The sequence below is a fragment of the Allomuricauda sp. ANG21 genome (assembly GCF_040705235.1).
Taxonomy (GTDB): Bacteria; Bacteroidota; Bacteroidia; order Flavobacteriales; family Flavobacteriaceae; genus Flagellimonas; species Flagellimonas marina.
On the sequence record NZ_JBFCVT010000011.1, the window covers coordinates 320,069 to 336,109 of the forward strand.

The window sequence follows — 16,041 nt, forward strand, 5'->3', positions numbered from 1 at the left end:
AATTATGAAAAAACATATAGTTGGAGTTACCGGTCAGGCGGGATTTGTAGGCAATCATTTGTATACCACCTTGTCACTACGGGATGACGTGGAGTTGGTGCCTTTTGAACGTTCTTTTTTTGAAAATCCTTCCGCATTGTCCGAATTTGTTTCTAAGTGTGATACAATTGTTCACCTCGCGGCTATGAACAGGCATGAGGATGCAAATGTAATTTTTAACACCAATGTGGCACTGGTGGATAAATTAATCACTGCCTGCGATACAGCATCATCATTACCTCACATTATTTTTTCGTCTTCTTCCCAAGAGGTAAAGGATAATCTATACGGAAAATCAAAATTGGAAGGTAAAAAACAGTTTATGGCCTGGTCTAAAAAGACGGGAGGAAAGTTTACTTCTTTGACCATTCCCAATGTTTTTGGGCCATTTGGCAAACCTAATTACAATTCAGTGGTGGCCACTTTTTGTCATAAAGTAGCCAACGGTGAAGAACCCACCATTATCAATGATGCCCAAGTGGGACTTATCTATATCAATGATTTGGTAAAGGTGTTTATTGATGCCATTTTTGGCGATGTCAAATGTATTGCTTTGGACAACAACAGCTTTGAGGTTGATGTTGAACCAAACCATCACATCAAGGTTTCCAAAATATTGGAGCTGCTACTAAAGTTCAAATCCGATTATATGGGAAATGGTGTTTTTCCCAATTTAGAAGATTACTTCGAAAAGTCCCTTTTCAACACCTTTCGCTGTTATGTGCCCGTCGATCACTATCCTGTCAAGTACACAAAGCATACAGATCCAAGGGGAGCGTTTGTGGAAATAGCCAAAACACAGACCTCGGGCCAGTTTTCGTTTTCCACCACAGTTCCAGGTATTACCCGCGGTAACCATTTTCATACCCGTAAAGCGGAACGTTTTGCCGTAATCAGGGGCAAGGCACGAATCCAGCTACGGCGAATTGGAACCAATGAAGTGATTAATTATGACCTTGACGGGGAGGAACCGGCATATGTGGACATGCCAATTTGGTATACACACAACATAACAAATACGGGAAAAGAAGAATTGATTACCTTATTTTGGATCAACGAACCTTACGACCCAGAGGATGCAGACACCTATTTTGAAAATGTTGAATAACTTATCCTAAACTAATACTATTGAAAAAGCTTAAAGTTTTAACCGTGGTTGGCACAAGACCTGAGATTATACGCCTTGCTTGTGTTCTCAATGCCTTGGATGCCAATGAAGCCATAGATCACACGTTGGTCCATACAGGGCAAAACTATGATTACGAGTTAAATGAGATATTTTTTGAAGACTTTGGTATTCGAAAACCAGACCATTTTTTAGGTGCTGCTGGAAAGAATGCCACAGAAACCGTTGGTAATATTCTTATCAAGATTGACCCGTTACTTGAGGAAATCCAACCAGATGCCTTTTTGGTTTTGGGCGACACAAATTCCTGTTTGTGTGCCATTCCAGCAAAAAAACGGAAGATTCCAGTGTTTCATATGGAAGCGGGAAACCGATGTTTTGATCAAAGGGTGCCTGAGGAAACCAATCGAAAGATTGTGGATCATGTAGCTGATATCAATCTTACTTATAGCGATATCGCAAGGGAATACTTGTTGCGTGAAGGACTTTCTCCAGATAGGGTGATTAAAACCGGGAGCCCAATGTACGAAGTACTGCATCAGTTTAAGAGTAAGATAGAGGCTTCAAAAGTACTAACGGATCTACACCTGGAAGAGGGAAAATATTTTGTTGTATCCTCGCATAGGGAAGAGAACATCAATAACCCAAAAAACTTTGAGGGACTAATGGAGTCATTGAACCGTATTGCAGAGGAATACGGTTACCCGGTGATTGTTTCCACCCACCCAAGGACTCGGAACATGTTGGATGCAAAGAAAGTGGTTACCCATAAAAATATCCAGTTTTTAAAACCCTTGGGCTTTTCGGATTATAATGCACTTCAAATCAACTCTTATGCTGTTCTTTCGGACAGTGGAACGATTTCAGAGGAATCCAGTATTCTTAATTTTAGGGCATTGAACATTAGAGAGGCGCATGAACGCCCAGAGGCCATGGAGGAAGCTTCTGTTATGATGGTAGGTCTTAATCCAGACCGAATTTTACAGGGGCTTAAAGCTTTGGAAAAACAAAAAAGAAATCCAGAACGTAATTTTAGGGAGGTATCCGATTACCAAATGCCCAATGTGAGCGAAAAGGTGGTTCGTATCATACTCTCTTATGTAGATTATGTAAACCGAGTGGTATGGCAGAAATAAAGAAGGTCATTTTCCTTGGTCTAGGGTTTCCCAATGTTGAAAAAAGAAATTTTCTGTATTCATGGTTGATGTTGGAGTTTAAACGTCAAGGACACGATGTACTGGTATTGACCGCAGATGATAATAGAAAGCATTCTGAAGTTTTAATGGAAGGTGGCTTGAAAGTACTAAGAGTCCCTTCTACTTCACTTTTTGGAAGCAATAAGCTGGTAAAGGGTATTTCCAACGTAATGTTGCCCTATTTATACAAACGTGCTTTGAAGAAGCATAATATTGCGATGGATTTTGACCTTATCTTGATGCCCACGCCTCCCATAACGTTGATCGATGTGGTCCTTTGGATCAAAAAGAAATCCAATGGGAAATTGTATTTGATTTTGCGTGATATTTTTCCGCAGAATGCCGTAGACCTCAAAATGATGAAACCAAAGGGTTTCATCCACTCATTTTTCCGTAAAAAGGAAATAAAATTGTACCAAGCCTCAGATTATATAGGCTGTATGTCTAAAGCGAACGTGGATTATGTAAAAAAACACAACGCATATCTAAACCCGCAAAAATTGCATTTGCTTCCCAATTGGGCAGAGTTGGCCGAGATAGACTATGCAGATCCTAATGCTACAAAGGCTCAATTTGGTCTTGAGGGCAAGATTATTGCCATTTTTGGTGGGAATATGGGAAAACCGCAAAAGCTGGAGAATATCATCAATTTGGCAAAGGAATGCCAAGATTTAGAGGACTTGGTCTTCTTTATGGTTGGTAGGGGAACCGAAAAACCGCGAATTGCCAAAATGGTCAAGGATTTTGGGCTTACCAATGTGATTATTAAGGATAGTCTGCCAAAAGAAGAGTACAATAATTTGTTAAGTTTAGCAGATATTGGTCTTATTTCCTTGAGCCAGGATTTTACCATTCCAAATTATCCTTCAAAAGTGTTGTCCTATTATATGTTTAAGAAACCTGTTTTGGCCTCCGTGGACATTAATACCGACTTCGGTACAGACCAAGAGAGAATTCAATGTGGATTATGGTCTGAGGCTGGTGACATTGATGCTTTTAAGAAAAACATGATGAAGCTTTATAAAGACGAAAACTTGAGAAAACAATTGGGTGAGAACGGCTATCAGTACGTGACCCAAAATCTCACTACCGAAATCGCATATAAAACCATAATGTCGCAGTTATCGCAATAACACTTATGACAAAAAAAAGGCCGTCAACTTATTTTGACGGCCTTTTTTTATAACAATTACTGTACTGGGTTTATCGGGAAACCTGTTTTCCTATCTGGTAGTATGTAAATCCAAGGCCCTCCAATCGATTACTGTCAAATTGGTTTCTGCCATCAAATATTATAGGCTCCTTTAAACTACTTTTTATTTCCATGAAATCAGGAGACCGGAATTCTTTCCATTCCGTCAACAAAAGAAGAGCATTCGCCCCGGAGAGCGCACTATATTTTGAATCAGAATAAGTTACACCAGGCACATCTTTCAAATAGAAGGTCTGGGCTTCATGTACGGCTTTTGGATCATAGGTTTGAATCTTTGCTCCCAGTTCGGTCAGTTTTTTAATGATATAAATAGAGGGTGCTTCTCTCATATCGTCTGTTCCTGGCTTAAAGGAAAGACCCCATACGGCAAAGGTTAGTCCGGAGAGGTCTTCTCCAAAATGGGCAATTACCTTATCTGCTATCACATATTTTTGACGGTCGTTCACATCTTCCACTGCACTCAACAATTGTGCTTGATATCCGTGTTGTTCTGCTGTTTTCTTCAATGCCTTGACATCTTTTGGAAAGCATGAACCACCATACCCGCTACCTGGGTAAATGAAGCTATAGCCAATGCGACTATCCGATCCAATACCTATTCGTACTTTATTGACATCAGCACCGACCAATTCGCAAATATTGGCAACTTCGTTCATAAACGAAATCTTGGTGGCTAGCATGGCATTGGCAACATATTTTGTCATTTCGGCTGATCGAAGATCCATGACCAACATCCTATCCATGCTACTCCTAAAGAACGGAGAGTAAAGTTGACGCATGGCTTCTGCAGTTTCTTTATGGTCCGTACCAACGACCACACGGTCTGGCTTCATAAAATCGCTAATGGCATCTCCTTCTTTGAGAAACTCAGGGTTGGATACCACATGGAACTCAATAGTGACATTTCGTTTGGCCAATTCTTGTTCAATAACAGTCCTGACCTTGTCTCCGGTCCCTACAGGAACGGTGGATTTATCCACAACAATCAATGGAGTGCTCATATGTTGCCCTATTTCCTTAGCTACCTGCAGCACATACTTAAGATCTGCGGAACCATCTTCACCCATGGGCGTTCCCACAGCAATGAACACCATATCGGAGCCATGCAAACATTCCTTTAATTCGGTATGGAACAGAAGGGTTTTATTGGCAACGTTCCTCATAACCATAGGCTCAAGACCCGGTTCATAAATTGGGATAATGCCATTCTTTAAATTATTTATTTTCTGTTCATCAATATCTACGCAGGTTACATTGTTCCCCATTTCAGCAAAACAGGTTCCAGTAACAAGGCCTACATATCCAGTACCAACAACGGTTATTTTCATTTTATTTTTTTATTTCAGATTACAAATATGCTATAAACAAGCTAAAACTTACCCTGGTTTTGGATGAACTTTTCATAAAACGGGATAAGCGTCAATAAAGTCAAACTAATTTTGGTATTGGGCGAAGGAATTAATGGGTCTTATACCCCATAGAAGCTTTTATACCAATCAATGAATTTATGCACACCTTTTTCAATGGGAGTATTTGGGCTGTAATTATAGTCTTGTTCCAATCCAGAGACGTCTGCCCAAGTCTTTGTGACATCACCAGGTTGCATTGGCATCATTTCTATTTCAGCCTTTTTACCCAATTGAGTTTCAATGGCACCTATAAATGCCATTAATTTTACGGGTTTGCTATTTCCAATGTTGTAAAGATGGTAAAGCTTTTCTTTGTTGTAATTTGATGTGTATCTTTCCTCAACAATGGGTAGCATCCCTCGTATGATGTCATCTATATAAGTAAAATCTCTCTCTAGATTTCCATTGTTGAAAACAGATATGGTTTTCCCTTCAATAATTGCTTTAGTGAACATGAACATTGCCATATCTGGTCGCCCCCAGGGACCATAAACTGTAAAAAAGCGTAAGCCGGTAGCCCGAAATCCGAAAAGATGACTGTAGGTATAAGCCATTAATTCGTTACTTTTTTTAGTAGCCGCATATAAGCTTATCGGTTTATCCACAGAGTGTGATGTTTTAAAGGGAACCGCTTTATTAAGTCCATAAACACTGGAGCTGCTCGCATATATCAAGTGTCTGATTTTAAATTGCCTACAACATTCCAAAATATTGACAAACCCGACTAAATTACTTTCAACATAAGAATCAGGATTTTCCAAGCTGTACCTTACTCCAGCCTGTGCTGCAAGGTTGCAGACAATTTCAAAATTTCCTTCTTCAAAAACTTTAAGGACTGCTTTTTTTGTATCTAACGAAGTTTTTATGAATCGAAAGTTTGGGTGAAGAGTGCTTGAGCATAATTGTCCTTCCAATCGGGCACTCTTTTCATCAATTCCGAGCTCCTTTAATCGCTTTAATTTAAGGTCAATATCATAGTAGTCATTAATATTGTCCAGACCAGTTACATCATGATTATTTTTGAGCAATTGTCTTGCTAGGTGAAAACCAATAAAGCCTGCACAACCTGTGACTAAAATTTTCATATCAGTAGCGTTTCTGCAAAGATGGCAAACAGTGTTGAAACATTGTTGACGAATTGCAAGAATATTATCTAATTCTCCAATACGTTCTCGATGGATTCATGTGACTCCGCTAAAAACAGGTTGAATATAAGGGTTCCAATGATGATTCACTTTACTTTTGTAGAACATATAAACACCAAGGATATGGAACCTTTTTTACAGGAAACCAAGGTATTAATTGTCAATTGTAAACTTTTACTTATAAATGATGAAATCTGCTGTTTGAGCAATGTACAGTTAATCGATTTTTTTTCATCTTGGGCGAATAGTGAAGGGATTTCAATGACTGGGCGATTTTAACCATTACTTTTACGTTGAGAAGTAAATAGCTCACCTACTTATATCAACCCAAAACTGAAATGGAAACCACAGTATTGAAAAAAATTTGGTTATCACCCCCGCACATGGGAACCAATGAGGAAGTATACGTCCAAGAGGCTTTTGACACCAACTGGATTGCCCCTCTTGGACCAAATGTGCAACAGTTTGAAACTGCCATAGAAGAATTTATAGGAAAAGATATCCATTCTGCGTGCCTAGTATCTGGAACAGCAGCTATTCATTTGGGATTGCAACTATTGGGTGTAAATCGAGGGGACGAGGTCATTTGCCAAAGTTTCACTTTTGCAGCTTCAGCCAATCCCATTGCCTATTTGGGTGCTTCACCAGTCTTTGTTGATAGTGAAAGGGAAACATGGAACATGTCACCTGAACTTATGGAAGAGGCTATTATCGATGGTATACACCGAGGTAAGAAGCCAAAGGCCATTATTCCCGTTCATCTTTATGGTATGCCTTACAAAATAGATGAAATACATGCCATCGCCAACAAATACGATATACCCATTTTGGAAGATAGCGCAGAAGCATTGGGAAGTTCGTATAAAGGTCAAATGTGCGGAAGCTTTGGTGAAATTGGCATTTTATCCTTTAATGGAAATAAAATTATTACTACATCAGGTGGTGGAGCCATGCTTTGCAAGTCTAAATCATTGAAGGAAAAGGCAGTTTTCTTATCCACTCAGGCTAGGGACAATGCACCTCACTATCAACACTCCCATATTGGGTACAATTATAGAATGAGTAATGTAGTTGCCGGAATTGGTAGGGGGCAAATGGAAGTTTTGAAAGATAGGGTAAAAGCGAGGAGAAGGAACTTTGAATATTATAAGCGGTACCTTTCAGATTTAGGTGGAATTTCTTTCTTGGAAGAACCTGAAGGAACATACTGTAACAGATGGCTTACATGTATACTTACCCCATCTTTTGAAATAAGAGAGCAATTAAGATTAGCTCTTGAAAATGAAAATATAGAATCCAGACCTTTGTGGAAGCCGATGCACTTACAGCCTGTATTTGAAGGATACAAGTCTCATGAAACCGGTGTTAGCGAAGAACTCTTTAATACAGGTCTTTGTTTGCCAAGTGGATCTAGCATGGAAATCGAAGATTTGGAAAGAATTTGTAAAATAATTAAAAACAAGTTTCAATGATCAGAAAATTCTTGTTTAGAAACGGTAGACGCTACGCTTCCAAATGGACAGTGCTGCTCATCGATCTGGGCATTGTAGCTGTGTCCTTCATCTTAGCATATTTTATCCGGTTTAATCTTAGCTTTAATTTTGATGTTCAAAAGTTATGGACGCAATTGCCAATCATCATTGTGCTTTTTACAATGGCGTTCATGATTTCTGGAAGTTATAAAGGCGTGGTCAGACACACGGGCATTAAAGACGTTTATGCTATTTTTAATGCGGTTTGTTTGGCAAGCATTGGGGCAATTGGTGTGGTATTGGCCAATAGGTACGCAGGTTTTGTAGATGGATTTACAATTCCTTTATCCATAATAATCATTAATAGCTTATTGACCTTTATTTCACTGTCTACTTCAAGGTACGTGTTCAAGATTGTTTACGAAACAATGATGAACGGAAGTACATCTCCCTCAAAGAACTTGATTATTTATGGCGCCGGAGAATCAGGTATAATAACACACAATACACTCACCAATCACTCCAAAATGAGAGCCAAGGTTGTTGGTTTCGTGGACAACAATCTTCAGAAAGTGGGTAAACAGATTAATGGTGTAAAAGTTTACGATAAAGCCATTTTAACCCCAGAATTTGTAAGGTTCAATAACATTTCCGAGATAATTTTCTCTATACAGAGCATAAGCCCAAAGCAACTTAGGGTCTTGGTGAATGAAGTTGTTGATCTGCCCGTTAAGGTTAAAATTGTACCTCCTGTTGAAGATTGGATCAATGGAGAACTAAAGGTTTCTCAGATTAAGAGGGTTCAAATTGAAGATTTATTGGATCGCCCACCTATTGAGATAAGGAACAGCAAGGTGTTGAAGGATTTTGAGGATAAGGTAATCATGGTTACCGGTGGGGCTGGCTCAATTGGTAGCGAACTTGTTCGCCAAATTTGCAAATACAATTACCGTACATTAATTGTTGTTGACCAAGCAGAATCTGCACTCTACGACCTTCAGCAGGAATTGAAACAGATTGGTTATTTTAATTTTGTACCAATTGTAGGGGATATTCGTGACAAAAACAAAATGCGCGTATTGTTCCAAGAATATAGACCAGACAGGATTTTTCATGCCGCGGCCTATAAACATGTACCCTTAATGGAGCAAAATCCTTATGAAGCTGTAAAAATCAATGTTGCTGGAACAAAAACCATAACCGATCTAGCGGTGGAATTTGAGGTGGAGAAATTTGTGTTTGTTTCAACTGACAAAGCGGTTAATCCGACCAACATCATGGGAGCAACAAAACGTATAGCGGAAATGTACATTAGTTGCAGACAACAAGATGGCAAAACAAAATTTGTGACCACACGTTTTGGCAACGTACTTGGGTCAAACGGTTCTGTGATTCCATTGTTTAGAAAGCAAATAGAGAAGGGCGGACCTCTTACGGTTACGCACAAGGATATTACTCGTTATTTTATGACCATCCCAGAAGCTTCACAATTGGTCTTGGAAGCTGGAGCAATGGGGCAAGGAGGTGAAATTTTTATTTTCGATATGGGTGAATCAGTCAAAATCATGGATTTGGCTAAAAATATGATCAGACTTTCTGGTCTGCGATATCCAGAAGATATTGACATAAAGATTACCGGGTTGCGACCTGGTGAAAAACTATATGAGGAACTATTGGCCAATGGTGAAAACACCTTGCCTACCTATCATGATAAGATAATGATCAGTAAGGTGCGGGATATTGACTATTCAGCAACAAGAACGATGATAGATGAACTTTGTATTTCAAATTTGTTTTTTAAAGACAATGTTGTTCAATTGATGAAAAGTATTGTACCAGAATACATTTCCAACAATTCCGATTTTTGTAAATTGGACAAAAAGAAAAATACAAGTGGCGTTCACGACAAACCGTCAAAACCTGAAATTCCTCAATTCAACAACTAAATGACCAGATCAATGTATCAAAAAATCAAAGTCGCATGCTTGGTATCGGTAGTATGCTTGATTGCTTCCTGCAGCCCATCAAAGGATGTTGTCTATTTTCAAGACGCCAACCAATTTGAAACCTTGGTGGATAACAATACTTCAAACACAAAATTCAAGGTGGATGATCTTGTGAGTATCCATGTTTCCGTTCTTGATCCAGAGGCCAGTGCACCCTTTAATTTATATAGAGGTTCACAAGAAGGAGGAATGAGGCCTGAGCAGGTGGATTATCTGGTGGACAAAAATGGGGAAATAGATTTCCCTGTAATAGGTAAAATAAAAATAGCAGGACTTTCACCAAGTGAAACTCAAAAACTACTAGAAGAAAAACTGTCGGATTACCTTGTGAACCCCATAATCAATATTCGGATAAAAAATTTCACTGTAACAATTTTAGGGGCGGTCAGTAAACCTGGCACGTACCCCGTGAATGGTGAACAGATAACTATAATGGAAGCTTTGGGTATGGCTGGGGATATTACCATTAAGGGAAGAAAGGATAACGTTATGGTAATCAGGGATTTTGATGGCACCAAGGTTTATAATAGAATCAATTTAAATCAAAAGGATGCACTTAAATCCCCAGTGTTTTATTTGACCCAAAACGATGTAGTATATGTTGAGCCAAATAAATCTGGTAAAACCGCTTCTAGTTTAGATCAAAGAGCTTCCATTGCAGTTTCCATAATTTCGGTTTTGGTGACCTCTACAGTTGTGTTGCTGACAAGAAATTAAGTTTACTTCAGTTTAAAGCCCCAAAAAGATAATCCATAATGTCAAGTAGCTCTGAATTAGACCTTAAAACACTATTTAAGATTTGCCTTAGGAATTGGAAATGGTTTGCTCTTTCCATTATCATCTGTGTAGCCTTGGCTATGGTATATCTGAGGTATACAGTTCCTGAATATAGTGCAACCGCTAAGATTCAAATACTTGAAGAATCAAATCAAGCCTCAGAACTAAGCGTTTTACAGGATTTAGACATGTTTTCTACAGGGAAGTCTCAAATTGAGGATGAGACGGAATTGTTGTCGGCAAGGGATAACTTTATCCATATTGTACAGCAATTGGACTTAAACATTCAATTTTTTATTCTGGGCAACATAAAGAATACCGAAATATATAATAAAAAGAACGTCCCTTTTTCGGTCAATTTTCTATCAAATGACTCTATTGTCAACAATGCCAAATTTGATTTTTATGTCCGTATCCATTCAAAAACCTCTTTTGGCTACAAAGAAAAGGAAGATGGTGCTGAGAAAAAATATGACTTTGGAGATAAGGTAAGTACTGAAATTGGCGACATTATTCTGACTCCAAAGGACAAGTTGGCTATTTACAAAGACAGACCATTGCATGTAGTGATTAGACCCGTTGAAATGGTTGCCGATAGATACCGAAAAAAAACGATTATCAGTCCTAATGATAAGAAGCTATCAAATATTATCAATATAACGCTTACTGACCCTATTGAGCAAAGGGCAATTGATGTCATAAACAATTTGATTGGTGTAAACAATGCCAATGCCGTTGCTGATAAGAAGGCCATAGCGGATAGAACCACAAAATTCATCAATGATAGGATTACAGAAATTTATTCCAATCTTTCCGAAGTAGATCAAAGTGCTGAGAGCTTTAAGGAGAGTAGGGGTATTGCCGATTTAGGCTCACAGTCCAATGTAAATTTTAACATGAGTGCCTCCAGTGAGCAAGAATTGCAGAATGCCAATATTCAATTAAGTATTGCCAATTCCATGAAAGATTTAATTGATGGGCAAGAAGGCTTTGATATAATACCCGAAGTTGGTTTGGCGGACCAAGGTATCTCTTCCAATGCCCAGCGATATAACGAACTAGTTGCGCAACGGAATAGGTTGCTGGAAAGCTCCAATGAAAAGAATCCGGTAATTGTAAAGTTGGATCAACAACTTGACGATTTAAGACGAGGAATGAAGTCTAGTTTAAATAATGTTACCAACAACTTGAATCTTCAGGTAAACAGTTTGAGCAAACAATTGTCTCAAATCAATTCTAGAATTTATGCCGCGCCCAGCAATGAAAGAGCCTTGAGGGACATTGCTAGAAGACAACAAACCACAGAATCACTCTATCTGTATCTACTACAGAAGAGAGAGGAATCCCAGATTACTTTTGCCTCTGCGGTACCTAAATCCAAGATAATCGACACGGCCTATGGTTCCAATTTTCCCGTTTCACCAAAGAAAAACGCTATAGCGCTAGCTGCCATGATCTTGGGTCTTCTAATCCCATTTTCCATAATTTACGTTAAGGACATGTTGGATGACAAAATCCATAATAAAATTGATCTTGAAGCTATTTCCTCCGATGTACCTGTAATGGCGGAGTTGCCAAAATTGGGCAAGAAGGAAAGTAAGATGGTGCTAAGAGAAGATCGCTCTGTTCTGGCAGAATCTATGCGGATTTTAAGGACTAACTTGGATTATACTTTAAAGTCCAGATTTAAGAGCAAAGGGCAAGTTGTATTTGTTACCTCCAGTGTGCCCGGAGAAGGAAAAACATTTGTTTCCTCCAATTTGGCCTTAATATATGCTAATGCCGGTAAGAAAGTCCTTCTTATTGGAGCCGACATTCGTAATCCTAAACTTTATACGTTCTTTTCAAGTAAAACGGCAGATAGTAAAGAAAAGCCCAAGCGTAATGTGGGTAAAGGTTTAACAGAATACCTCTATGATAGTACCGTGTCTGAGAAGGACATCATTGTAAGTTCAAATTTAGATAGTGGGGTCATTGACGTGATTTATTCTGGAAAAATACCACCAAACCCTTCAGAATTGTTGATGAGTGATCGTATGAAGGAACTTTTCGATCAAATGACAGTTTCCTATGATGTTATAATAGTTGACACCGCACCTATGATGGTGGTTGCCGATACACTTCTGATCAATCAATATGCGGATCAAATTCTTTATGTAACAAAAGCGAATGTAACTGAACGAAAAGTTATTGAATACCCTCTTAAACTAAATAAAGAGGGAAAACTCAAAAACCTCGCATTTATTGTCAATAATGTAAAACAGACCAATCTGGGCTACGGGGGGAAATATGGCTACGGATATGGGAAGACCATTAAAAAATGGTGGAGTTTTTCGTGATATCAATAAAAGGTATAAATAGTATGCTCAATAATAGGCAAAAGCCGTTTAAGCAGTTTTTTTGATATCCTTGTTTCTTTCAAGACTGCAAGTTGTCTAATGTTATGAATATCCGTACCTACAAAATTGATGAGTTCATCATCTATTAGCTTTCCAGCCATTTTGGTTGTCGCATCTCCGTAGGAATCAGGGGAAAGCGATAAAAGATTAAGTTGAAATTGAATGCCCGATGATTTCATATGTTCGTATTTTCCATATTTGGGATGCAGGTACATATAACGTTCTGGGTGCGCCAATATGGGGAAAAGTTGATTTTTAGCAATTTTACCTACCGCCATTTCAAAATTAAGTGAAGGTTGTAGATATGACATTTCAATTAGAATATATTCTTTTTTAAGGGGCATAACCTCGCCCTTCTCCAACAAATCCTCAAAGTTGTCATCAATCATATGCTCTGCGGCACAGTCAATATTCACATTCAGAAGGTTCTCCCCAACAAGCTTGTTTTTTAGCTTTTCGTATGACTGTTCAATTGTTTTAGGGGTGTTGTCATAATAGTTGTGCATAATATGCGGGGTGCAGATAAAATTAGTTACCCCAAACTCACCAAACCCTTTCAGTAGTTCAATGGATTGCTCCACTGTTTTGGCGCCATCGTCAATGCCAGGTAAGATATGATTGTGAATGTCAACCAGCCCATGCAGATAGTCGGCCAAGTAAACTTTCTTTTCAAAAAAACTGAACATGCCTAAAATTTGGACTGCAAATATAATGGATATGACAGTTAACCAGACCAACTTTCCGAACACATTAACACTGCAAAACAGGATATCTAAAAATATAAAACCGGCCAATTGGCCGGTTTTATATGTATCCTTTCTATGGATGTAACGCTACTTATGACTAACTAAACTCAATGCTAAACTAGAATATTTTATGAAGCAAAGAGGTTAACGAAAGAACAAAAAGATTAATGAAAGATTAATGGGGCTAAGGATAAAGTAAAATGCTTGGCTTTTTTTGCTTACTTCGTACTATGTTGACAAAAAGGAATGTTTATGTCATTGTATTTGTGGTCTCTGTAATAGGCCTCTTGGTGGTTCAGTACCAATATCTTAGAGTTGGATTAGGACTAGCAAGGGTACAATTCTCACAAAAAATCGACGATGTACGAGACAATATAAACAGTGAGCTTTCAGAGGTCAACTCACTTTCATATACTTTGGGCAGCACCCTTCAAAAGGATAATTCGGAATTAAAGATTAGTTTGGATAGTCTGGAAAGGCTCTCACAATACTATTTGAACGACTATATCTCCTATCAGCTTGGAGTTTCGGGAATAGATGCACCATTCACATATTCCTTATATGCTAGGGATTCCACCCAATACCTTTCTTCACATACACCCCATATAAAGGATGATGACATCCTCATATACCCTATCAAGATTGAAGGTTACCTTCCCAACCTATTGAATAAAGAACTGGTGTTGGAGCTGGGCTTTGAAGACATCAACACCTATTTTATGGGCCAGTTGAACGGATTAACAATTCCAGGGGTTATTTTTCTATTGGCAATAATTGTGGTAGTAGTTTGGGTATTGCGATCATTTTATTGGCAAAGCAGTTTGATCACCACAACCAATGACTTCATCAACAATCTTACCCACGAATTAAAAACACCGGTATTTTCGATTGGTCTGGCGAGCAAAATATTGGAAGAGGGAATTTCGGAAGAGAAGAAGCCAGTTTTGGAGCTGATTCGGCGTGAAACAGATAGATTAAGAAAGCATATTGACAAGGTATTGGAATTGGCCAGCTTGGAATCCGGAAAAAAAATAATGCAGTTTGGCCAGATTGATTTTAAACCTGAGTTGGAGCGTATTTGTAAAGACTTTAAGATTCTTTCGGAATATGAACAGGTCAACTTCTCGTATGAACTGGTCGGGGACGCCTATCCATTGCGGGCTGAAAGATTCCATTTGGAGAATGCCATTGGGAATCTGCTCGAAAACGCCAAAAAATATGCTGATAATCCAGTCATTCGTCTGTTTGCGAGAGTGCATCATAAAAAGTTATTGATTGCCATTTCCGATAACGGTCCGGGAATTGCCCAAAAAGACCAAAAAAGGATTTTTAGGAAATATTACAGAATAAAAAATGGTGATGTCCATAAAGTAAAAGGATATGGACTTGGTTTATCCTACGTGCATAAAATTATAAGTATGCACAACGGTAAAATTACGGTAGATAGTAAATTGGGAGAGGGCACAACATTTGTCATTTCCCTAAAAATGAGCAACAATGGAGAATAAATACAAGTTGATTTTGGTGGAAGACGATGCGTCTTTAGGTTACCTGCTCTCCGAGTATCTTGGCATGAAGGGATTTGGCGTTACCTGGACAAAAAATGCACAGGAAGCCCTGAAAAAAATTGAAACCAATGTATTCGATTTGGCGATTCTGGATGTAATGCTACCAGATATGGATGGTTTTGAACTTTCGCAGAAGGTAAAGGCCATTAATCCGGAACTTCCCTTTCTCTTTTTAACGGCACGTTCCCTAAAAATTGATGTTCTAAAAGGATTTTCCCTAGGGGCGGTGGATTACCTAAAAAAGCCAATAGATGAAGAAGAACTTGTTGTTCGAATCAATGCACTCTTATCCCGTTTGGTTTCAAACCCGGACTCTGAACCGCAAGAGACCAATTTTAAAATTGGAGACTATACATTGAATACAGAAAGTTTTGAACTCAGGTATAATTCAGAACCCATAAAGTTGACCGGCAAAGAATTTGACTTACTTACACTATTGGCCAAGAACATGAATCAATTGTGCACCCATAAAGAAATTTTGACCACTATTTGGGACAAAAACGACTACTTTAATAAAAAGAGCCTTAACGTTTTTATTTCGCATTTGCGCAAGCATTTAAGCAGGGACCCTAGAATCAGTATTATAAATGTCAATCGTAGAGGTTTTATGCTGAAGGTGGAAGATAACGTATAAGGTCAAGTGTGACTTTAACAATTATGGCTTGGTTTTTGTGGATTTCTATATAGTCCAACCAACCCCAGATTAAAATGTTCAAATTTATTCGTTTAAAGTCCAGGGAAGTTTCGTTGTGCCACTTGGATCGCCTTTTTGGTCAAACCATATCCAAGCTACCGGTAAAGGAACAGATAGCCTATTGCCAAAGGCTTATTGAAAGATCAGAATACCAATTGTCCCAACATTGTCCTAAAAAAGATTCAGAACAACTGAAAGATTTAATTTCAGCGGCAACAATGGAAATTCAACGATTGGATTCAAGATAATGT

13 protein-coding genes are annotated in these 16,041 nt (G+C 38.5%); 10 read left to right on the forward strand and 3 right to left on the reverse strand.

The genetic code is table 11. The features are described from left to right. The first annotated feature begins 4 nt into the window (after window positions 1–4). The 3 genes from AB1A65_RS10230 to AB1A65_RS10240 are packed head-to-tail and all read left to right on the forward strand — an operon-like array spanning window position 5 to window position 3,494. Window positions 5–1,147 (forward strand): NAD-dependent epimerase/dehydratase family protein, encoded by a 1,143-nt coding sequence (locus AB1A65_RS10230; protein WP_366588583.1) that lies wholly within the window; start codon window positions 5–7, stop codon window positions 1,145–1,147. Between the two features lie 20 nt (window positions 1,148–1,167). Further along, on the forward strand, window positions 1,168–2,301 hold the full coding sequence (gene wecB, locus AB1A65_RS10235; RefSeq protein WP_366588585.1) for a UDP-N-acetylglucosamine 2-epimerase (non-hydrolyzing): 1,134 nt from the start codon (window positions 1,168–1,170) through the stop codon (window positions 2,299–2,301). Beyond that, window positions 2,289–3,494: a glycosyltransferase family 4 protein gene (locus tag AB1A65_RS10240; RefSeq protein ID WP_366588588.1), complete on the forward strand. Its 1,206-nt coding sequence runs from the start codon at window positions 2,289–2,291 to the stop codon at window positions 3,492–3,494. Before wecB ends, AB1A65_RS10240 begins: the two co-directional genes overlap by 13 nt. Before the next feature lie 70 nt (window positions 3,495–3,564). Here the strand turns inward: AB1A65_RS10240 and AB1A65_RS10245 are convergent, their stop codons facing one another. Together AB1A65_RS10245 and AB1A65_RS10250 are read right to left on the reverse strand one after the other, a co-directional pair. Next, window positions 3,565–4,902 (reverse strand): UDP-glucose/GDP-mannose dehydrogenase family protein, encoded by a 1,338-nt coding sequence (locus AB1A65_RS10245; RefSeq protein WP_366588591.1) that lies wholly within the window; start codon window positions 4,900–4,902, stop codon window positions 3,565–3,567. Between the two features lie 140 nt (window positions 4,903–5,042). Continuing rightward, window positions 5,043–6,068 carry an NAD-dependent epimerase/dehydratase family protein gene (locus AB1A65_RS10250; RefSeq protein WP_366588594.1) on the reverse strand — a complete coding sequence of 342 codons (1,026 nt, stop codon included), beginning with the start codon at window positions 6,066–6,068 and terminating at the stop codon, window positions 5,043–5,045. 398 nt (window positions 6,069–6,466) lie between these two features. Here AB1A65_RS10250 and AB1A65_RS10255 point away from each other — a divergent pair, with 398 nt between their 5' ends. From AB1A65_RS10255 to AB1A65_RS10270, 4 genes are read left to right on the forward strand one after another with little or no spacing between them, the layout of a single operon-like run. Further along, complete coding sequence (locus tag AB1A65_RS10255; RefSeq protein ID WP_366588596.1) at window positions 6,467–7,600, forward strand: aminotransferase class I/II-fold pyridoxal phosphate-dependent enzyme; 1,134 nt, start codon at window positions 6,467–6,469, stop codon at window positions 7,598–7,600. Further along, the gene (locus tag AB1A65_RS10260; RefSeq protein ID WP_366588598.1) at window positions 7,597–9,546 is read left to right on the forward strand and encodes a nucleoside-diphosphate sugar epimerase/dehydratase; all 1,950 of its coding nucleotides are present in this window, start codon (window positions 7,597–7,599) and stop codon (window positions 9,544–9,546) included. Before AB1A65_RS10255 ends, AB1A65_RS10260 begins: the two co-directional genes overlap by 4 nt. Window positions 9,547–9,558: 12 nt before the next feature. Next, window positions 9,559–10,323, forward strand: a complete 765-nt coding sequence (locus AB1A65_RS10265) for a polysaccharide biosynthesis/export family protein (protein ID WP_366588600.1) — start codon at window positions 9,559–9,561, stop codon at window positions 10,321–10,323. A gap of 38 nt (window positions 10,324–10,361) precedes the next feature. Then, complete coding sequence (locus AB1A65_RS10270; RefSeq protein ID WP_366588602.1) at window positions 10,362–12,722, forward strand: polysaccharide biosynthesis tyrosine autokinase; 2,361 nt, start codon at window positions 10,362–10,364, stop codon at window positions 12,720–12,722. A gap of 2 nt (window positions 12,723–12,724) precedes the next feature. Here the strand turns inward: AB1A65_RS10270 and AB1A65_RS10275 are convergent, their stop codons facing one another. Next, window positions 12,725–13,468 (reverse strand): CpsB/CapC family capsule biosynthesis tyrosine phosphatase, encoded by a 744-nt coding sequence (locus tag AB1A65_RS10275; protein WP_366588604.1) that lies wholly within the window; start codon window positions 13,466–13,468, stop codon window positions 12,725–12,727. A gap of 290 nt (window positions 13,469–13,758) precedes the next feature. Here AB1A65_RS10275 and AB1A65_RS10280 point away from each other — a divergent pair, with 290 nt between their 5' ends. The 3 genes from AB1A65_RS10280 to AB1A65_RS10290 all read left to right on the forward strand — a co-directional run bounded on the left by AB1A65_RS10280 (window position 13,759) and on the right by AB1A65_RS10290 (window position 16,038). Continuing rightward, window positions 13,759–15,036, forward strand: coding sequence for a HAMP domain-containing sensor histidine kinase (locus AB1A65_RS10280; RefSeq protein ID WP_366588606.1), 1,278 nt, complete (start codon window positions 13,759–13,761; stop codon window positions 15,034–15,036). Continuing rightward, a complete protein-coding gene (locus tag AB1A65_RS10285) occupies window positions 15,026–15,730 on the forward strand; it encodes a response regulator transcription factor (protein WP_366588608.1) in 705 nt (234 codons plus the stop codon). Before AB1A65_RS10280 ends, AB1A65_RS10285 begins: the two co-directional genes overlap by 11 nt. A gap of 74 nt (window positions 15,731–15,804) precedes the next feature. Further along, a complete protein-coding gene (locus AB1A65_RS10290; RefSeq protein ID WP_366588610.1) occupies window positions 15,805–16,038 on the forward strand; it encodes a hypothetical protein in 234 nt (77 codons plus the stop codon). Window positions 16,039–16,041: the final 3 nt, after the last annotated feature.